The sequence below is a fragment of the Xanthomonas sp. WHRI 8932A genome (assembly GCF_035012785.1).
GTDB lineage: Bacteria > Pseudomonadota > Gammaproteobacteria > Xanthomonadales > Xanthomonadaceae > Xanthomonas.
Genome location: NZ_JAYGQQ010000001.1, coordinates 342,414 through 362,379, shown reverse-complemented (window position 1 = coordinate 362,379; position 19,966 = coordinate 342,414). Strand labels below are relative to the sequence as shown.

Sequence of the window (19,966 nt, the reverse complement as noted above, 5' to 3'; positions counted from 1 at the left end):
GCGTCACGCAAGACCGGGCACAAACTGCGGCGGGCGCGCACCGGGCTTGCTCAGCCACAGGTGCACGTCGCCGATCGAACGCTCCAGAAAGCCGGCTTCGCAATACGCCAGATAAAACTCCCACATGCGGATAAAGCGTTCGTCGTAGCCCAGAGCGCGCACCTGCGGCAGCTGCGCCATGAAGCGCTGCCGCCAGGCGCGCAACGTCAACGCATAGCTCGGGCCGATATCTTCCAGATGGAACAAGCGCAGATCGCTTGCACGCGCCACCGCGCCGGTCATCGCCGCGACCGATGGAATGAAGCTGCCGGGAAAGATATGCCGCTTGATGAAATCCACCGAATGCAGCGCCTGCTTGTAACGGTGATCTTCGATGGTGATGGCCTGGATCAGCGCCTCGCCATCGTCGGCAAGCAGGCTGCCGACCTTGGCGAAGTAAGTGTCCAGATACTGGTGGCCGATCGCCTCGATCATCTCGATCGAGACCACGCGATCGAAGCGGCCTTGTAGATCGCGGTAGTCGCTCAGCAACACGGTGACCCGGTCGCTCAAGCCGGCATCGGCGATACGCTGCGTCGCCAGATCGAACTGCTCGCGCGAGATGGTGGTGGTGGTGACCCGGCAACCGTGTTCGCGCGCCGCATGCAGTGCAAAACCGCCCCAGCCGGTGCCGATTTCGACCACGTGGTGTTGCGGCCCCAGACGCAATTTCTGACAGATGCGTTCGAGCTTGCGCGTGGCCGCACGTTCCAGCGCCGCTTCGCCCTGCGCTTCTTCGCCATCGACGAAGATCGCCGACGAGTACATCAGGTTGTCATCCAGAAACAGCTTGAACAGCGGGTTGCCCAGGTCGTAATGCGCGGCGATGTTGCGTCGGCTGCCATTGCGGGTATTGCGAGCGAATGCATGCAGGCTGCGCATCGCCCAGCCACCCAGGCGCGCGGTGCCGGTTTCCATTGCGTCCAGCCGGTCGCGATTGCGCAGCAGCAGGCGCATCAGGCCGACTAGATCGTCGCACTGCCACTGCCCATCCATGTACGACTCGCCCGCACCGACGCTACCGTTGAGTGCGGCCTGTCGATAAAAGTCCGGGTCGATGACGCGCAACTGCATCTGCAGCGCGTGCGCTCCGCTGGCATTGCCTAGCGTGGTCACCGCGTCGCCTTCGTGCAGCTGCAGCTGCCCGTCGCGCAGTTCGCCCAAGGTGGCCAGCAGGCGCTTGCGCAGCAGGCGGTCCGTCCAGGAAGCCGCGCGTGGCGCAGCAGTATCGGGCAGGGACGTGGCGTTCATCGGGGATCTCGCACAGGCGGATGGGGGTGATCGTGGACGGGGTTACCGCGCAGCCACAGGCGCAAGGCCTGCCAGTGGATGGCGAGCACCACCTGCACGGTCATCAAGGGATAGGCGAGCAAGGTGCGCGCCAACGTGCGTGCGGTCAGCGGCTGACGTTGCAAGACCAGCGTGGCATCGAAGCGGCGCGTGCCGCTGTTGTCGATTGCGCCGGCAGCGTCGTCGTCATTGGCGTCCAGCACATCCATGTGCACGCGCAGCTGCGCATCCGGCACGCTGAAGCGCCAATCGTAACGGTGCTGCATGCCCATGAACGGCGATACGTGGAAGCGTTTGTCGAACCGCCATGCGTGCACATCGCGATGTGTGCGTGCCTGCGCGACCGGCAGCACATAGGTGTGACGTTGCTGCCAAGGTGTATTGGTGATTTCCGCCACGATCCAGCGCAAACCGTCGTACCGATCGAAGCAGTAATAAAAGCTCACCGGATTGAACACATGGCCGAAGTAGCGCAGATGCGTCAGCAGCCGGATGGCGCCGTCCGGGCGCTCGCCGGTCTGCACCTGCACGCAATCGCGCACTGCCTGATCCAGTGGAACAGTGGGGTCGCCCAGGTAATCGCTGCGGCGGAACTGCGCCAGATTGGCGCGACCTACCGACCACAGCCAGCGATGGGCGAACACCTGATCCAGTTCGGACAGGTCCAGGTACATCAAAAACAGGCGGTAACGGAAATCCAGCGGTTTGGGCGCGAAGCGGCGATGCCGCACCCATCCGGTGTAGATCGCGCTGCGCAAGCCGCCGGCCACGCTGCCGGTGCCGCTGTCCTCACCGGGAGGCAGCGGCACGGCATCGGTGCTGGCTTCGCGCAGCAGCTGCATCACCAATTCACTCCCAGGCCGTGGGCCACGTCCACACCGCTGCGCAGGCCGTCTTCGTGGAAGCCGAAGCCCCACGCCGCACCGGCAAACCAGGTGTGGTGGCGGCCCTGAATCTCCGCCTTGCGCTCCTGCGCCGCCAGCGCGGCAGCATTCTGCACCGGGTGGCGATAGCGCATGCGCCGCAGCACCTTGGCCGGGTCGATGTCGTGGTCGCGATTGAGGCTGACGATGAAGGGCTGCGGCGCATCGATCGACTGCAGCGCGTTCATCCAGTAACTCACTGTGCAGGGCGCCTGCGGGTCGGCCGGCACATGTGCATTCCACGCTGCCCAGGCGCGCTTGTCGCGCGGCAACACGCGGGCATCGGTGTGCAGCACGGTGTCGTTGTCCTGGTAGGTGATGCCGCCCAGGATCTCTCGCTCGGCCGGGGTGGCATCGCTCAGCAATCCCAGTGCATCGTCGGCATGGCAGGCCAGCACGACTTCGTCGAAGTACTCTTCGCCGCGCAGCGAGGCAAGCATGACGCCATCGGGCGTGCGCCGGATCGCATGCACCGGCGTGGACAGGCGCTCCAGCACCTGCCAGCGCCGACGCAATGCACGGATATAGCTGTTAGACCCGCCGCGCACCACCTGCCACTGCGGCCGGCCGCTGATCTGCAGCATGTGGTGGTTGGCCATGAAGCCGATCAGCTGGCCCATCGGAAATTCAAGAATGGTCTGCGACGGCGAGGACCACAGCGCTGACGCCATCGGCACCAGGTGCTGGTCGCGAAACGCTGCCGAGTAACCATGCCGTTGCAGATACGCGCCCAGCGTGCTGAAACGCTCGTCGCTGTGCAGCACGGCCGGCGCCTGCCGATAAAAACGCCGCAGGTCCGCCAGCATGCGCCAGAAGCGCGGGCTGAGCAGATTGCGCCGCTGGCAAAACAATCCATCCAGACTGCCGGCGTTGTATTCCAGCCCGGTGCCTGCATCGTGCACCGAAAAACTCATCGTGGTCGGCTGCGATGCCACGTCCAGCTCGGCAAACATGCGGGTCAGCAACGGATAGTGCTGCGGGTTGAACACGATGAAGCCGCTGTCCACCGCATAGCGCTGCCCATCCAGCTGGATGTCGTGCGTGTGGGTGTGGCCGCCGAGATAATCGGCCGCCTCGAACAGGGAAACCTCATAGCGACGCGACAACAGCCACGCTGCACCCAGGCCGGCGATTCCACTGCCGACCACGGCAATCCTGCCCTCGCTCATCGCGCCACCCGTTGCGCGCGGCGGGTGAGCATTGCCGGCATTGGCTTGAGATCCCACACCAGCCCCACCCACGACATCGCCTTGAGGCCGTACCAGGTGACGTCGTACTCCCACCAGCGCATGCCTTGCCGCGCCGAACCGGGGAAGAAATGGTGGTTGTTGTGCCAGCCTTCGCCGAAGGTGATCAGCGCCAGCAGCCAGTTGTTGCGGCTGTCGTCGCGCGTCTCGAACCTCCGGCTACCGAAGCGGTGCGCCAGCGAATTGATGGTGAAAGTGGCATGGAACAGCGCCACGGTGGACAGCACGAATCCCCATACCAGCAGCTGCGGGCCGTTGGTGTGCAACGCGGGCGCAGCCTCGGCCAGCCAGTCGCCAAGCAGATACAGGCCAAGCGCGAGCAGCACTGGCATCACGATGTCGAAGCGGTCGATAAAACGCAGCTCGCCGAAACGGCGCAGGTCCGGGATCACCTCCCAATCGGTGCGGAAGTTACGCGGGGTCAGGAACCAACCGGTGTGGCTCCACCAGAACCCGTGCTGGGCCGGCGAATGCGGGTCGCGGCCGGTGTCGGTATGCCGGTGGTGGTTGCGGTGATGCGCCGCCCACCACAGCGGCCCGCGCTGCACGCAGGTCGCACCGATGGCGGCAAACACGAACTGCAACACGCGCGAGGTCTTGAACGCGCGATGAGAAAAATAGCGGTGATAGAAGCCGGTGAGCGCGAACATGCGCAGCGCGTACAGCGCCAGTGCGAGGGCGACCGCAAACCACGATGCGCCCACCCAGATCACCGACAGGCAGGCCACATGCAGCGCGATGAAGGGCAGGGCGCGCAGCCAGTCGATACGATCGGCGCGCGCCTCGTCCAATGGCTCATCGGTTTGCGAATCTACCCAGCGACGCAGGCTACCGATGCGCGATGCAACCCAGCCACGACGTGTGGGCGAGGGTTGAGGCGTTGCGGCGCGGGGGTCGAGTCCAGTGCTCGGCACGCGTGGTTCTCCGTAGGTTATCGACACCCTTTACGCAAGCTGCCGGCAAACAGATGCACCAGGTCGCTTGATCGTCGCATGCAAGGACAGGATTGGCGCGTTTGCGCAGCGCAATGACGCAACCGCGCACCCGGATGTGTGCGCTCAGTATCACTGACGCTGATGAGGTGGCTTGTGAAGTTGCCTGCGTGGGTGTCGCAGGCGAGCGTGCAGGAGCAGCGCTACGCAGCCGTGCTCATCCCGGACGGATGGCACGCATTGCCAGTGAGGAGAGGTGGCCCTCTCAAGCACCTGCTGCGCCGCGTCTTGCGGCCGCGCAGCAGGTGCTCATGCGCCCGATCAGGGCGCCATTGCCAGCGTGCTGATGCCGCCCTTGGCAACCACCGTGCCGGTGGCCACGCCACCCGGTGCACCGCCCGGCGGTTCCAGCGTCACCGCCAGAATCGCCTCGTTGCTGAGCATGGGCATCAGCTGATCCGGGATCTGCGCGCGACGCGCACGCTGATCGTCGAAGATGCCCATCGAATGCGCCTTGCCGTCCGGCGTGATCAGCCACAGCTCGGGTACTTTGTCGGCCGTTGCGGTGCGATCCAGCGGCGTCACCGTGATGGTGTGCTTGTCGGCATCCATCAGCGCCACATAGCCCGGACGCCCGTCTTCGGTGGCCAGCGTGGAGGTCATTGCAATGCCGGTGGCCGGGGGTGTGGTGGCCGCAGGCGGGGTGACCGGGGTCTGTACCACCGGCGTATCGCCAACAGGCGGTACCGGTGCCGGCGGCGTGCGCAGGTTCAACAACGCGAGCACGCACACTGCAGCGGTCGCCAGGCCGCCAGCGCTGGCCCAACGCCACACGCGCACGTTGTTCCACAATGGCGCGGCCGGCTTGTCGGTGGTGGCTGCAGGCGCGGCCGATGTCACCGCACGGAGCGGCGTATCGAAGCCAAGCGTCTGGCGCACCTGCGCCCACACCTGATCGGGCGGGGTCACGGCGGAGATTTCTTCCAGCAACGGGGCCAGAAGATCCTGCCACTGCAGCACCGCCTGGGCGAACTGGCCGTCGGTCGCGATGCGTTGTTCTGCCGCCAGACGTTCTTCTGCGCTCAGCAGACCGAGCACGTATTCGCCGGCCAACACGTCGCGCGGCGGTTCCTGGTCGATGGGAAAGGGCGTGCTCATCGTTCCAGACATGCCTTGAGTTTGGCCAGGCCGCGACGGATCCAGCTTTTAATCGTGCCGATCGGTGTGTCGGTGCGCGCGGCGAGCTCTTCGTAGGTGATGCCTTCGAAGAACGCGGTGCGAATCAGTTCGCTGCGCGGCGGTTCGAGTTCGGCCAGGCAGTGGTCGATGCGACGACGCGTGCTGGCGCGCTCGGTGCGTTCCAGCGGAGACGCATCGCCATCGCGCAGTTCGCCGGCATCGTCTAGCGCCACGTTGCGGCGCTGCGGCGCGTTGGCACGCAGATGATCGATCGCCTTGTTGCGCGCGATCATCGCCAGCCAGGTCAGCCCGCGGGCACGGCTGGGATCGAACTGACCGGCCTTGTGCCAGATCAGCGTGAACACGTCCTGCAGCACCTCTTCGGCCTCGGCACGTTGCGGAATCATGCGCAGGCAGACCCCGAACAGCTTGGGCGAGGTCTGCCGGTACAGCGCTTCGAAGGCATGCCGGTCGCCGCCCGCAGTTGCGGTCAGCAGGCGTCCGGTTTCATCGTCGTCCTGGCCAGGAATGGCACTCATGCGATCGGGCGTTGGGTAAGGTGGGGGCGATGCTACCGGACTGTGCAGGCGCTGTCTGTCACTTGCGCAGCCACAGCAGCACGGCGGCGAGCAGCAACAGGATCTCGACACCGGCAAGCGCGACGGTTGGTGCGGAAACCGGCCACAAGCGCGACAGCGAGACGCTGCGGAACAGCACGATGGGGACGTAGAACGCCAGCGCGACCAGCAGCCCGGTGCGCGGTTGATTGATCCAGGCGAAGTAACCGAACAGGAACGCCATGCCCAACTGCAGGCCGCCATAGATGACCAGATACTCCGATTGCCCGGCCGGCGACAGCTGGGTATAGCCAACCGCGTTTGCGGTCTTGGCCGGCGACAGCGTGCACCAGATCGCCAGGACGACGTAGAGCACTGCGTTGAGCCAGAGATAAGCCTTTGCCATGGAGGTGCTCCTGTACGGGGAATGGGTGCCCGGGCCGTTGTACGCAACGGCGCGTGGTCGAACGTGAAGATGGCGCGGGCCTGGCTCACGACGCGTTGCAGCTCTTGGTCAGCGGCTGCTCGCGTGCCTGGCCCAGTTCGTCCGCGCTGACAGCACGCGCAGCGGTGTCCGCAAACACGATGCGCACGCGCGGGTAGCGCCCTTGCGTATCGCGCAGATTGCCCACGCCGCGGAACTCGAGCAGGCGTTTGTTGGCGATGGAGTAACGCACCTCCAGCGATGGCACTGCTGAGCCATACCAGGCATCGAGCGAAATGCGGAAGCGACGTTGGCCGGCGCTGTCGTCGAGACGTTCGACCCGGAACGCCAACTGCCGTTGCAGGCTGGGCAGCACGAAGTCCACCCGTTGCGATGCGCTGGCCAGTGCCTCCCAGTGGCTGCGCAGATAGGCATCGAAACCGGCATCGATCACACGCTCGTCCTTGCCGGCCGGTAATGCCGTGCTGCGTTCGGGTTTACCGGGCTGTTGCTGGAACATCTCGCGCGCGCCGCCGCGCGTGCGCACGCCTTCGCGGTAGCCATCGCGCCCATCGATCAGGCTGAAGTCGGGCGAGCTGCTGCCGCCATCGACCTGTTTGCGTGCGAACGGTTGCCCATTCGGGCAGCGGTACAGCACCAGCCGCCCGCCACCGTCGAGCAGCCAGTGCGATTCGCGGTAGCGCAGGGCGCCCTTGTCGGCATCGAAGACGTCGCCATCCACCCGCGTGACCGCCACCGCGTTGAGCGGCAGGCTGCCCAGCACCAGCAGCAACAATGGCGGAATCGGCCGGCAGCGGAGTGCCAGCGCAGCAACGACAGCAGCAAATGGGCGCATCGGCCGATTCCTCGATGGGAGTGCCTACTCATACGGGCGCCGCCGCAGCATGGATGCGCCGGCGGCGTCAGGACGTTCCTGACGGAATGTAGGACGCGGTCGCGCGGGCTGGTGGTTTGGACGGTGCCGCGATGCCGGGCGTTGCGCGTGGAACCTGCCTGCGATCACGCCGCAAGACCGCGCCATCCTTGTGGCGTGCATTCGGTTGCCTGTCACATCGCGGCACGCGTGTCATCGGTTGAGCGCTTGCGCGCGGCAGCGGCAGAACCACCTGCGACAGTTGCGGCATCCAGCGACGGTCGGGCTGGGCTGGCGGCGTAGCGGCTCGCGCTTGCGGCGCCTAGCCGATGGCGTTCAGCTCGATGCAATCCACCGGGCACGCCGGCAGACACAGCTCGCAGCCGGTGCACAACGGCGCGATCACCGTATGCATGTGTTTGGCCCCGCCGACGATCGCATCCACCGGACAGGCCTGGATGCATTTGGTGCAGCCGATGCAATCGGCCTCCACGATCCAGGCGACTTGTTGTGGTTTGTGCGGGCCGCGGCTGCGATCGAAGGGGCGTGCTGGTACCTCCAGCACCTGCGCCAGGGCGCGCGCGCCGGCATCGCCGCCGGGTGGGCAGTGATCGACACCGGCGAGCCCATCGGCCATGGCTTGCGCATAGGGGCGGCAGCCGTCGTAGCCGCATTGACCGCATTGGGTCTGTGGCAGCAGGCGGTCGAGCCGTTCGACCAATGTGGGCGCGGGGTCGGGCATGCGCGCTCAGTGCACCGGATTGCCGCGATACCAGCGCTGGTGCGCCAGTGCCAGCATCGGCGTGTCTTCGCGGCTGTCGCCGTAGGCATGCACGCATGCGTACTGCGACAGATCGTAGCGTGCGCGAATCTGCGCGGCCTTGTGCGGGCCGCAATCGCCGTCGGCATAGCGCCCGCTCAGGCGGCCGTCGCTGTGCTCCAGCCGATTGCAGATCAGCGACAGCCCGTGCTGGGTGCACCACGGCTGCAGATACAGATCCACCGACGCCGACACCAGTACCACCTCGTGCCCTTGCGCCTGATGCCAGTCGATGCGCTGCATCATGTCTGCACGCAGTACGCCCGGCAGTGCGCTGCGCGCGTAGTCCACGCCGTGTGCGGTCATCTCATCCAGCGTGCGGCCGCTGAAGACAATGCGGGTCACACGTGCACGCAACGCCGCAGCGGACACCAGGCCCAGCCGATAACCCAGCACCCACGGACCGACCTGCCACTTTGCCGACGCCAACTGCGCGGGCGCCGCGACCTTGCGCAGAAAGCGCGCATAGGTATCGCAGGTGGTGATGGTGTGGTCGAAGTCGAACAGGGCCAGGTGCATGGGGGGCTGGGATTGGGGAGTTGGGATTCGGGATGGGGTGAGGGCGCGGTGACTGGTTGTCCTCCTCTCCCGCATGCGGGGGAGGTGCTACTCCAGCGTTGATCTATCTCCCTTCTCCCGCGCGCGGGAGAAGGTGCCCCGCAGGGGCGGATGAGGGGACGCGCCAAGCACTCGTGTCAGGTCTCCCTCAACAATCGGCTCTGGCTTCTACTGATCCCGAATCCCGAATCCCGAATCCCAAGCCAGACTTCCCACTCCCGCTTCACCTGACAGGCATGCCCGGTTGCGCGCTGCTATCGGCATCCAGCAGCGCCAGGGCGCCGCCGTCGAAGCCGGCCGACAGGATCATGCCTTCGCTGATGCCGAAACGCATCTTGCGCGGGGCGAGGTTGGCGATGAACACCACGCTGCGGCCGACCAGTGTTTCCGGTTCGCCGTAGCTGCCGCGAATGCCCGAAAAGATCTGTCGCTTGCCCAACTCGCCGGCATCCAGCTCGAAGCGCAGCAGCTTGTCGGAGCCTTCCACGAACTCGCACACCAGCACCTTGCCGATGCGCAGATCGAGCTTGGCGAAATCGTCGATGCCAATAAGCCCTGGATTCGAGACGGAGGCGGGGGGATTGGCCGGCGTAGTTGCTTTTGCATCGGTCTTGGCCACCGTTGCATTGCTGGCGTTGGTCGCAGCCGGAGCCGCAGCCGCAGCCATGGTGTCTTTTGAAGCGTCGGTCATGGCGTCGATCTGTTTGGGGTCGATACGGGTGAACAGGGCGGTGTAGGGCTGGATCGTGTGCGCCGTGAGCGGGCGCTGCACATCGTCCCAACTGGTCATGGGCGCCGACAAAAACGCCTCGGCTTCGGCACAGGTGCGCGGCAGGATCGGCTTGAGTCCGGCGACCAGGATGCGGAACAGGTTCAGGCCCTGGGTGCAGACCGATTGCAGCTGCGCATCGGCGCCGTCCTGCTTGGCGATCACCCACGGCTTGGTGTCGTCGATGTACTTGTTGGCCTCGTCGGCCAGCGCCATGGTCTGGCGGATCGCGCTGGCTGCGTCGTTGCGCTCATACGCCTCGCGGATCGGCGCCAACGCGGCGACGAAGCGGTCGTACTGCGCCGGATCGGGCAGCGCGTCGGCCAGCTTGCCGTCGAAGCGCTTGCCGATGAAGCCGGCACAGCGGCTGGCCAGGTTGACGAATTTGCCGACCAGATCGGCATTCACCCGTGCGATGAAATCGCCAAGGTTGAGGTCCAGATCGTCCACGCCGCCCGAGGATTTGGCCGCGAAGTAGTAACGCAGCGCCTCCGGCTCCAGGCCGACATCCAGGAAGGTCCGCGCCATCACGAAAGTGCCGCGCGACTTGGACATCTTGGCGCCGTCCACGGTCAGATAGCCGTTGACATGCAGGCGCGTGGGCGCGCGATGGCCGGTGCCGTGCAGCACCGCCGGCCAGAACAGGCCGTGGAAATTGACGATGTCCTTGCCGATGAAGTGATGCAGCTCGGTCTGCGTGCCGGCCACCAGATGCGCGTCGAAGTCTTCGCCCATCTGCGCGCACAGCGTCTTGAAGCTGCACAGATAGCCGATCGGCGCATCCAGCCACACGTAGAAATACTTGCCCGGCTGGCCGGGAATCTGGAAGCCGAAATACGGCGCATCGCGCGAGATGTCCCACGCGCGCAGGCCGCCTTCGGCATCCAGCCATTCCTTGAGCTTGGCCTTGACGCCCGGCAACGCCACATCGCCGGCCAGCCACTCACGCAGGAAGCCATCGAAATGGCCGACCTCGAAGAAGAAGTGCTCCGAATCGCGTAGCTCCGGCGTGGCGCCGGAAATCACCGATTTGGGCTCCTTCAGCTCGGTTGGCGCGTAGGTGGCACCGCACACTTCGCAGTTGTCGCCGTACTGGTCGGCGCTGCCGCAGTTGGGGCAGGTGCCCTTGATGTAGCGGTCCGGCAGGAACATGCCCTTGGCCGGGTCGTAGAACTGCGCCACCGAGCGGCGGCTGATATGGCCGGCTGCTTCCAGCTTGTTGTAGAACGCTTCGGTGAGCTCGCGATTGACCGGCGAATTGGTCGAATCGTAATGATCGAAGGTCACCCCGAACGCGGCGAAATCGCGCTCATGGCTGGCCTGGATGTTGGCGATGAAGGCTTCCGGGGTGACGCCGGCCTTCTCGGCCGCGAGCATGATCGGCGTGCCGTGGGTGTCGTCGGCGCAGACGAACCAGGTCTTGTCGCCGCGCAACCGGCGCGCGCGCACCCAGATATCGGCCTGGATATAACCGACCAGGTGGCCAAGATGCAGCGGACCGTTGGCATACGGGAGAGCGGTGGTGACAAGTGCGGTGCGGGTCATGGCAGGCGTGATGCGGGGGACACGCGATTATCGCACTAGTCGGGAAAGGGGCGGGAATGGGGAATTGGGAATGGGGAATCGGTTGAAGCAGGCCAGGTTTGTCGCGCTGTTGATGTGCGCAGGCTAGTCGCCGGCTGTGGGAGCGCAATGACGGTCACCTTTGCATGTCAGGTCTTTTCGCCTGCCGGTACTCCGGGTTCGCAAAAAAAGGCGCCCCGAAGGACGCCCGCTCTTGCGATTCCCTATTCCCGATTCCCGGCTACTCACGCACCCAGGTCTGCGTACGGCCCAGCGCTTCGATGCCGACGTAGCCGCGCATCTGCAGCTTCTTGCCGCCTTCGGTCAGGGTGATCTTGGCCTTGTAGGTCTTGCCCTTGGCCGGGTCCAGCACCGAGCCGCCACCCCACACGGCGGTGCCGTCGGCCTTGAGGCCCCACAGGATGGTCATGCCCTTGATCGGCTTGCCTTTCAGTGCACCGTCGCACTTGTCGCACATCGGATTGGGGCCATTGTTGGACTGCAGGATCTCGACCACCTTGCCGCTCAGCGTGCCGTTGGCGGCCTGTTCGATCTGCACCACCGACTTGGGCTTGCCGGTCTCGTCGTCGATGGTCTTCCAGCGACCCACCGGCGAATCGGACGCCTGGGCCAGCAGCGAGGCGGCCGCCAGCGGCAGGGCCACCATCAGGGTCTTGAAGGTCTTGCGCATGATTCCCCTCCCAGGGATTGCTGTGGCCGCCGTCGGCGGCCTGATGGCGAATGTATACCGTGGGGTATGGTGGCGGAAAGCCGCACTGCGGGATGCGTTCATGCCGCGCGGCTGCGGTGCCGTCGCCGAGCCGCTCCACTGAGAACGCCGGCTGCGCAGGCTGACTGCTTGCGGTCCGGCGCGGAGTCGGAAAATCCCATCACGCGACGCGCGTTGTCCGACATCCGGGAGCACGGGCGAACGCAGTCCGTTCGATGCGACTGAGTCGACGATGCGCGCAGGGCGCGTCGTCACGTCGGCGGTCGCGGAATCATTCGGCTCGCTTGCAGTCGTTGGCTGTACTCGTCGCCGGTCTTGGCCGAGCAGCGAGCATCGGCCAGTGATCGCGATTGCCGCTATTGCAGCGTCACCCGCTTGCGATTGTCGTCCGGCACCTGGTCGATCAGCTTGTTGTCGGGATCGAAGCCGGCTTCGATGGGCAGGGCGTCGACGGTCAGGGTGAAGCTGGGCGTGGCGCTGGTGACGTGCTGCCGCTGCAGCGCCAGTACCGGCGCCTGCGCGTTCTTGCCCGCGGGCAGACCGTAGATCCCGACTTCGATCCAGTCGTCCATCGGCACCGCATGCTCCTTGCCGCGGCCATCGGCCTGCAGCTTGGCCGCCTGCGCCTGCACGGTCACATCGAAGCGTCCATCCGGGCGCTTGCGGGCCTGTGCGCTAACCACACGGTTGTCGTAGAAGGTGATCTTTTCGAACAAGTCGGTGATCATTCCCTGCTGGTCCGGGCGGGCCTCGGCACGAATCGCCTGCAGCAGCTCGGCTGAGGTGGTGTAAGGCGGTTGCTGAAATGCCTTGGCCTGCAGGAAACGCTGCAACGCGCGATTGAGCGCCTGCTCGCCGAGTTCTTCGCGCAGGCGGTAGAACGCCAGCGACCCCTTGCGGTAGTGGATGTATTGCTGGTTCTCCACCCGGTACAACGGAAGTTCCTCGACGATCTCGCCGCCGCGGCCCTCCAGATAGCGGTCCAGTTCGTACTTGAGGAAGCGGCGCATGTGCGCACGCCCGTACTCGCGCTCCATCACCATCAGCGCCGAGTACTGCGCCAGCGATTCGGACAGCATCGTGGCGCCCTGCACATTCGCACCGATCACCTGATGCGCCCACCACTGGTGCGCCACTTCATGCGCGGTGACGTAGAACACGTAGTCGATGTCGTCCTTGTCGCGCAGGTCGGCGATGAAACCGACCGATTCGGAATAAGGAATGGTATTGGCGAACGACTGCGCAAACCCCGCATAGCCCGGAAACTCGATGATGCGCACCTGGTGATGCTGGTACGGGGTGAAATTGGCCTCGTCATAGGCCAGCGATTTCTGCACGCTCTCGATCATGCGTTGCACGTTGTACGGGTGCTTGGGGTCGTAATAGATCTCGATCGGAATCTTTTTGTAGTAGGCCTTGCGTACCTGCCAGCGCGCCGACAGGTAGGCATAGAAGTTCAGCATCGGGCGATCCATTACATAGCGGAAGCAGCGCCTGCCAGCCTGCTGGAACTCCTTCTGCAGATAGCCTGGCGCCAGCGCAATCTGGTCCGGTGCGGTGCAGATGGTGCTGGCGAAGCTGAGCCAGTCGGCATCGTTGCCGACATAGGTGTTGGCGCGTGCGGCCTGGTCTTCCAATTTAGGCATGCGCGTGGGCTCACCCAGACCACGCTTGCGGCGATCGTTGCGGTCGGTGATCTCGCTTTGGCTGTTGTAGCCGAACCAGGGCAATACCTGACTATTGAAGAAGCTGCCGTTGGCGACCAGATCGGTCTGTGCCTGCCCGGCGGTAATGCCATGCGGGTGCTGGTCCAGGCGGAAGCGGAACACGCGCTCTTGGCCTGGTTGCAGCGGGCGTTGCAACCGGTAGATGCGGTAGCCGGCCGCACGATCGTGGGTGATCAGCGTCTGCCCGCCCAGATCCACGTTGACCAGGCTGCGGTCGCCAGTGCGTCCCTGCATGCCGATATGCACTTCGCTGATCGGCGCGCGATGGGAATTGCGCACGGTCCAGGTGGCATCGATCACCACCGATTGCGTTTCCGGATGCAGGTCGACATGGTTATCCACGGCAATGATGCGCGGCTGCGGCAGGTCCCTGTACTTGCTGTAGTCACGCTCGTAGCGCGCTTGCAGATCTAGCTGCTGCTCCGGCGACAGGAAACTGTTGTAGACGTTGGTGTTCCAGTACAGCCAGCCGCCGATCGCCGTAAAGCCAAGCAGGCTGAGCGCCAATGCCACGCCGGTCGCGCCGCGCAAGCGCTGCAATCCCAGGCGCACCCGCTGACGCAGTCCATGGCCGACGCCGCGTGGCCACAACGCCGAGGACAGAAGCAACAAGGCCAGCAGGAACACGCCCCAATAGCCTTGAAACCACAACTGCCCGGGCAGGAAATGGCCGAAGCCATTCATGTCCGAATACGGAGCGTTGGGCCAGCCTCCGAAGTTGTATAGATTCTGGGTGTAATCGAGCAGCGACAACGCCGATTGCCCGATCAATACCAGCATCAGCAATGCGTAGCCGACGAACTTGTTGTTGCTCAGTACCTGCAGCACCAGGGCCATGCCGCCCATCAGCACATACAGCACCGAGCCAAGCGCCAGGGTCTTGAGATACAGCAGCGGCTCGATGGTGGTGTAGCCGCGGCCAAGTTGCAGCGCGATCGAGGTCAACGCGCCGGCGAGCTGGAAGCTGGCGATCACTGCCAGCAAGGCCACAAACTTGCCAAGCAGGGGAACCCAGTCCGGCACCGGCATGGCATCGGTGATGCCGTCGATGCGGTTGCTGCGTTCTTTCCACACCAGTTCGCCGGCATAGAACAGCACCACGATGATCAGCAGAAAGCTGTAGCTGTTCTGCAGTGCTTGCAGCATCAACGAGGTGACCGGTAGCACGGCGGTACCGTAAATGCGCGCATTGAACAGGGCGGTCGGGATGAAGTTGGCCAGGCCCAGGATCAGCAGCACCACGAACGGCGCGCTGCGCAGCACGCCGAGCGTATCGAAACGGATCTGGCGCAGCAGTTGCTGAAAAGCGGTGGTAGCCGCGAAGGCGGGTGTCACGGCGAGGCGGGTGGTGGTGACGCGCACGCTGGCTGCCTGTGCGCTGGTGGATGCAGCAGGCGCCGCGCCGCGTCGACGACGCGTGCCGCTGCGTTCGGTGCGGAACAGTGCGAAGGTCGCAGTGAACAACAGCCCGCTCATGCCAAGCCACAGGGCGCGATTGGCGAGCAGGTAACCGGTCAACGGAGGAAGCTGCAAGTTGCGTTGTTCGGCCGACCAATAGCGCAATGTCTGCGACAGTGCGCGGATGCCGAGTGGATCGGCCAGGGTGGCGATCCAGACGTTGTCAAGATCGGCCAGCAGCGCACGGCTCACGCCATACAACACGAAAAACACGATGACGCCGATGTAGACCCACAGGATGCTGCGCGTGGTCACCGCCAGCACCGACAGCAGCGCGGTGGTGAATAGCAGGTTGGGCAGTACCAGCACCAGCAGCGACCACAGGTATGGCAGCAGCGCGACTGGCCCAAGCCGCGCCTGGTCGATCCACGGCATGAACTGCGCCACGAACATGCCCAGCGCGATCACCAGATACATCACCGTGCCGGCGATCAGTGCCGCACCGATACGGCCGATCAGGTAATCGCGGCGGCGCACCGGTGTGGAAAACACCAGCTCCGCAGTGCCCAGCTCGAAATCGCGCAGCAACGCGTTGCTGACGAACAAGGCAGCCACCAGCAGACCGAGCAGACTGAAGATCGCCAGTACGCTGGCAATGACGGTCGGCGCGTTGCGCAGCACATTGCCGATGCCACCACCAATCTGCACGGCATCGCTGGAGAGTGCGGCGAAGGCCAGCAATGCGTATAGCGCGGCCAGCAACCACAAAAAGGGCGAGCGCAGTTGTTCGCGCAGCTCGAAGCGCAGGAACGCCAGGATCATCGCGGCGCTCCGTCAGGCAGCCAACGCTTGCTTGCGCAGGCGCTGGAAATAGACATCCTCAAGATCGGGTGAGACCTGTTCGAAGCCCGGTTCCGGGCAGTCGGCGCTGAACACGTGGATCACCGGATGGCCGGCAATCAGCCGCGTGGACAACACGGTGAAGCGCGCTTCGTAATCGGGCAAGGCGTTCTTGCTGACCTGTTTGCGCCAGACCTGCTGGTTGAGCATGTCGATCGCATCGGCCGGCTTCCCGGTCAGCAACACCTGTCCCTTGTTCATGATGGCCATCGTCGGGCACAGGTCGGTGACGTCTTCGACGATGTGGGTGGACAGGATCACCACCACGTTCTCACCGATTTCGGCTAGCAGGTTCAAAAACCGGTTGCGCTCTTCCGGGTCCAGCCCGGCGGTGGGCTCGTCGACGATCACCAGTTGCGGGTTGCCCAGCAGCGCCTGCGCGATACCGAAGCGCTGGCGCATGCCGCCGGAGTAGGTGCCGAGCTTGCGCTTGCGCGCGTCCCACAGATTGACCTGTTGCAGCAAACGTTCGACCACCTCCTTACGCTGTGCACGGTTGGTCAGCCCTTTGAGCACCGCAAAGTGATCGAGCATGTCCAGCGCACTGACTTTCGGATACACGCCGAAATCCTGCGGCAGATAGCCCAGTCGGCGGCGCAACGCGTCCTTGTCCCTGAGCACGTCGATGCTGCTGCCGTCGGCGCAGCCGAGGCTGACGCTGCCGGCATCGGGTTCCTGCAACGTGGCTAGCGTGCGCATCAAGGACGACTTGCCGGCCCCGTTGGGGCCAAGCAATCCGAACATGCCGCGAGGAATATCCAGCGTGACGCCTTGCAACGCATGCACGCCGTTGGCGTAGGTCTTGGACAACGCACGGATCTGCAGCATGGACGTTCCTGTGTCCGGGGATGCTTAGATCTTCATTGCGTTGCTGCGGCGCCGCATCGGCCGGAAGTCATGTGGAGGATCGATTAGCGAAGCGCCGCTGAGTGGATGTCGAACCGGTGCCCGTCGAGCCGATACCCGGCGTGGTGGTTCCTCAGCCGATCTCGTACAGCTCCAGCGGCAGATCGTCCGGATCGGCGAAGAAGGTGAACCGCCGGCCGGTGTATTCGTCGATGCGGATGTCTTCGGTGATGACGCCATGGGCGTTGAGATGCGCCACCGCGCTATCCAGGTCTTCTACGCGAAAGGCCAGGTGACGCAGCCCGCGTGCTTCCGGGCGGCTGGGGCGCAGCGGTGCGTTGGGGAACGAAAATAGCTCGATCTGGCTGCCGTCGGGCAGCGCCAGATCCAGCTTCCAGGAATCGCGTGCCTGGCGGTAATGCTCGTCGAGCACGCGCAAGCCCAGGATCTGGCAATAAAACTGTTTCGAAAGCGCGTAGTCGCCCGCGATGATCGCCACATGGTGGATGCCGGCCAATCTCATGCTGCGCTCCGCTGTACCGACAGATCGTGTTGCTGGCTGCGATCAACCGCCATCACCGCTTCGCGCAGATCCAGCGGGCGGCGGTGTGGCGCATGCGCAGGTAGCGCGCAGCGTGCGCGGGGCAGCAACGCTGCAGGCAGGCGCAGGTAACGTGTGTCAGACATGACGGTGGTCCGCAGGATCGGCACGCGAGCATACCCGCGCCTGCCTGAAGTGCTTGTACAGCGTCACAGCTCGCCACCGCATGGCTGTGCTCGCCTGCATGCGCGTGGCAGGATGGTGCGCCGCCCATCAGACCGACGCATGCCAGACTCTTCTTCCCGCGCCGCACCGCAGTTCCAGCGCAGCATGCAGGTGCGCCATCTGGTGATGTTGTCGCTGGGCGGGGTGATCGGCACCGGGCTGTTCTTCAACACCGGCTACATCATCGCCAGCACCGGTGCGCTGGGCACGGTGATCGCATATTTGATCGGTGCGCTGGTGGTGTATCTGGTGATGCAATGCCTGGGCGAACTGGCGGTGGCGATGCCGCAGACCGGGGCGTTTCATGTGTATGCGGCGCGCTATCTGGGGCCGGCCACCGGGTATGTGGTGGCATGGTTGTATTGGCTGACCTGGACGGTGGCGCTGGGGTCGAGCCTGACCGCCGCTGCGTTCTGCATGCAGTACTGGTTTCCGCAAAGCCCGGCATGGCCATGGTGTCTGTTGTTCTGCGCGCTGATCTTCGGCTTAAACACGGTGTCGGCGCGTTGGTTTGCCGAGGGCGAATTCTGGTTTTCGTTGATCAAGGTGATCACGATTTTGGTGTTCATCGTGCTGGGCGGCGCGGCGGTGATCGGCCTGCTGCCGTTGGCCGATGGTGCGCCTGCGCCCGGCTTGCGCCATCTGCGCGCCGATGGCTGGTTTGCGCACGGCACGTTGCCGATTTTGATGACGATGGTGGCGGTGAACTTTGCGTTTTCCGGCACCGAATTGATCGGCGTGGCCGCGGGGGAAACCGCGCAGCCGGCACGCGCCATTCCGCTGGCGATCCGCACGACGCTGGTGCGGCTGGTGGTGCTGTTCGTGGGTACCGTGCTGGTGCTTGCTGCCTTGCTGCCCGCCAGCCAGGCGGCCGTCGAGACCAGCCCGTTCGTGCGTGCGTTCGAGTTGCTGGGCATTCCGTACGCGGCGGATATCTTGAATGCGGTGATCCTGACCGCGATCCTGTCGGCGGCCAATTCCGGCCTGTATGCGGCGGCGCGCATGCTGTGGTCGTTGGCCAACGAAGGCACGCTCCCGGCGCGCCTTGCGCGCCTGACCCGGCGCGGCATTCCGTTGCCGGCCTTGCTGCTGAGCATGCTGGGCGGTCTGCTGGCCCTGCTCACCGGCGTGTACGCGGCCGAGACGGTATTCGTTGCGATTTCCGCAGTGTCCGGCTTTGCGGTGGTGGTGGTGTGGCTAAGCATCTGCGCATCGCATTACCGCTTTCGTCAGCAGCTGGTCCGCGACGGGATTGCCGTAGAGACGCTGGCCTATCGCGCGCCCTGGTATCCGTGGACGCCGATCCTTGGATTCTCGCTGTGTTTGCTGGCCTGCATCGGGTTGGCATTCGATCCGCAACAGCGCATCGCGCTGTGGTGCGGCATTCCATTTGTGGCGCTGTGTTACGGCGCCTATGCACTGACCCAATGGCTCGCGGCCAGGAGACTGCACACATGACGATTCTTCCCCGCCAGCCGCGCGCAACTGCGCCGTTCAGTGCGGCGCTCCAGCACGATGGCTATGTGCTGCTGGATGGCGCGCTTGCCACCGAACTGGAACAACGCGGCTGCGATCTCAACGACGCGCTGTGGTCGGCGCGCGTGCTGATGGAGCAGCCTGAGCTGATCTATCAGGTGCATCGCGACTACTTCGCTGCCGGCGCGCAATGCGCGATCACTGCCAGTTACCAGGCCACGCCGCTGGGCTTTGCGGCGCGCGGGCTGGATCTGGCGCAATCGCAGGCCTTGATCGCCCGTAGCGTGGCTCTTGCCGCACAGGCGCGTGCCGATCATCTGCAGGCGCAGCCGGACGCTGCGCCGTTGTGGGTGGCAGGCTCAGTCGGGCCATATGGCGCGTATCTGGCCGATGGCTCGGAATACCGTGGCGACTACACTTTGCCGCTGGCGCAGCTGATGGAGTTCCATCGCTCACGCATCGCCGCGCTGGCTGCCGCGGGTGTGGATGTACTGGCCTGCGAGACGCTGCCCTCGGCGAACGAGATCGTGGCGTTACGTCTGCTGCTGGAAGAATTTCCGCAGCTGCATGCGTGGTTCTCTTTCACCTTGCGCGATGCCGACCATTTGAGCGATGGCACGCCGTTGGCGCAGGTAGTGCCGGCACTGGATGCCTGCGCGCAGGTGATCGCGGTGGGGATCAACTGTATTGCGCTGGATCAGGTCACCGCCGCGTTGCAGCGCCTGTCGGCGCTGACCGCCTTGCCGCTGGTGGTGTATCCCAACTCGGGCGAGCACTACGACGCTGGCGACAAACGCTGGCATGCCGGCGATGCGCCCGCGTGCAGTCTGGCGGACCAGCACAGGCAGTGGCTGGCTGCAGGCGCGCGGTTGATCGGTGGTTGCTGCCGCACCACGCCGCGCGATATCGCTGCATTGGCAGCGGCGCGGGCGATGGATTGAGGGCACC

Annotated in this window: 18 protein-coding genes; 2 read left to right on the top strand and 16 right to left on the bottom strand. The window is 64.8% G+C overall.

Going from position 1 to position 19,966, the window contains the following annotated elements:
• Nucleotides 1-3: 3 nt before the first annotated feature.
• The 16 genes from VC212_RS01590 to VC212_RS01515 all read right to left on the bottom strand — a co-directional run bounded on the left by VC212_RS01590 (nt 4) and on the right by VC212_RS01515 (nt 17,463).
• Nucleotides 4-1,290 (bottom strand): cyclopropane-fatty-acyl-phospholipid synthase family protein, encoded by a 1,287-nt coding sequence (locus VC212_RS01590; protein ID WP_323514155.1) that lies wholly within the window; start codon nt 1,288-1,290, stop codon nt 4-6.
• Nucleotides 1,287-2,171 (bottom strand): DUF1365 domain-containing protein, encoded by an 885-nt coding sequence (locus tag VC212_RS01585; protein WP_323514278.1) that lies wholly within the window; start codon nt 2,169-2,171, stop codon nt 1,287-1,289. Before VC212_RS01585 ends, VC212_RS01590 begins: the two co-directional genes overlap by 4 nt.
• Nucleotides 2,171-3,421, bottom strand: a complete 1,251-nt coding sequence (locus VC212_RS01580) for an FAD-dependent oxidoreductase (protein WP_323514154.1) — start codon at nt 3,419-3,421, stop codon at nt 2,171-2,173. The genes VC212_RS01585 and VC212_RS01580 overlap by 1 nt, the downstream gene beginning before the upstream one ends.
• Nucleotides 3,418-4,413 (bottom strand): acyl-CoA desaturase, encoded by a 996-nt coding sequence (locus tag VC212_RS01575; protein ID WP_323514153.1) that lies wholly within the window; start codon nt 4,411-4,413, stop codon nt 3,418-3,420. Before VC212_RS01575 ends, VC212_RS01580 begins: the two co-directional genes overlap by 4 nt.
• 339 nt (nt 4,414-4,752) lie before the next feature.
• Nucleotides 4,753-5,589 carry an anti-sigma factor gene (locus VC212_RS01570; protein WP_323514151.1) on the bottom strand — a complete coding sequence of 279 codons (837 nt, stop codon included), beginning with the start codon at nt 5,587-5,589 and terminating at the stop codon, nt 4,753-4,755.
• A complete protein-coding gene (locus VC212_RS01565) occupies nt 5,586-6,149 on the bottom strand; it encodes a sigma-70 family RNA polymerase sigma factor (protein WP_055845222.1) in 564 nt (187 codons plus the stop codon). The genes VC212_RS01570 and VC212_RS01565 overlap by 4 nt, the downstream gene beginning before the upstream one ends.
• Nucleotides 6,150-6,207: 58 nt before the next feature.
• Nucleotides 6,208-6,573 (bottom strand): hypothetical protein, encoded by a 366-nt coding sequence (locus VC212_RS01560; RefSeq protein ID WP_055845219.1) that lies wholly within the window; start codon nt 6,571-6,573, stop codon nt 6,208-6,210.
• A gap of 85 nt (nt 6,574-6,658) precedes the next feature.
• Nucleotides 6,659-7,447 carry a hypothetical protein gene (locus VC212_RS01555; RefSeq protein WP_323514150.1) on the bottom strand — a complete coding sequence of 263 codons (789 nt, stop codon included), beginning with the start codon at nt 7,445-7,447 and terminating at the stop codon, nt 6,659-6,661.
• A 340-nt stretch (nt 7,448-7,787) separates the two neighbouring features.
• Nucleotides 7,788-8,207: an Rnf electron transport complex subunit RnfB gene (gene rnfB / locus VC212_RS01550; RefSeq protein ID WP_323514149.1), complete on the bottom strand. Its 420-nt coding sequence runs from the start codon at nt 8,205-8,207 to the stop codon at nt 7,788-7,790.
• Between the two features lie 6 nt (nt 8,208-8,213).
• Entirely contained in the window at nt 8,214-8,804 is a 591-nt protein-coding gene (locus VC212_RS01545) for an HAD family hydrolase (protein WP_323514148.1), read from the bottom strand.
• A 262-nt stretch (nt 8,805-9,066) separates the two neighbouring features.
• Complete coding sequence (metG, locus tag VC212_RS01540; protein ID WP_323514147.1) at nt 9,067-11,157, bottom strand: methionine--tRNA ligase; 2,091 nt, start codon at nt 11,155-11,157, stop codon at nt 9,067-9,069.
• Between the two features lie 259 nt (nt 11,158-11,416).
• Complete coding sequence (locus tag VC212_RS01535) at nt 11,417-11,866, bottom strand: DUF2147 domain-containing protein (protein WP_055845208.1); 450 nt, start codon at nt 11,864-11,866, stop codon at nt 11,417-11,419.
• Between the two features lie 395 nt (nt 11,867-12,261).
• Nucleotides 12,262-15,852 carry an ABC transporter permease subunit gene (locus VC212_RS01530; protein WP_323514146.1) on the bottom strand — a complete coding sequence of 1,197 codons (3,591 nt, stop codon included), beginning with the start codon at nt 15,850-15,852 and terminating at the stop codon, nt 12,262-12,264.
• A gap of 12 nt (nt 15,853-15,864) precedes the next feature.
• Nucleotides 15,865-16,758, bottom strand: a complete 894-nt coding sequence (locus VC212_RS01525; protein ID WP_323514145.1) for an ABC transporter ATP-binding protein — start codon at nt 16,756-16,758, stop codon at nt 15,865-15,867.
• Nucleotides 16,759-16,909: 151 nt separating this feature from the next.
• On the bottom strand, nt 16,910-17,299 hold the full coding sequence (locus VC212_RS01520; RefSeq protein WP_323514144.1) for a VOC family protein: 390 nt from the start codon (nt 17,297-17,299) through the stop codon (nt 16,910-16,912).
• Complete coding sequence (locus tag VC212_RS01515; RefSeq protein ID WP_323514143.1) at nt 17,296-17,463, bottom strand: hypothetical protein; 168 nt, start codon at nt 17,461-17,463, stop codon at nt 17,296-17,298. Before VC212_RS01515 ends, VC212_RS01520 begins: the two co-directional genes overlap by 4 nt.
• Before the next feature lie 139 nt (nt 17,464-17,602).
• Between VC212_RS01515 and mmuP the strand changes: the two genes are divergently transcribed.
• Together mmuP and mmuM are read left to right on the top strand one after the other, a co-directional pair.
• Nucleotides 17,603-19,000: an S-methylmethionine permease gene (mmuP, locus tag VC212_RS01510; RefSeq protein ID WP_323514142.1), complete on the top strand. Its 1,398-nt coding sequence runs from the start codon at nt 17,603-17,605 to the stop codon at nt 18,998-19,000.
• Nucleotides 18,997-19,959: a homocysteine S-methyltransferase gene (gene mmuM, locus VC212_RS01505; protein WP_323514141.1), complete on the top strand. Its 963-nt coding sequence runs from the start codon at nt 18,997-18,999 to the stop codon at nt 19,957-19,959. The genes mmuP and mmuM overlap by 4 nt, the downstream gene beginning before the upstream one ends.
• Nucleotides 19,960-19,966 lie beyond the last annotated feature (7 nt).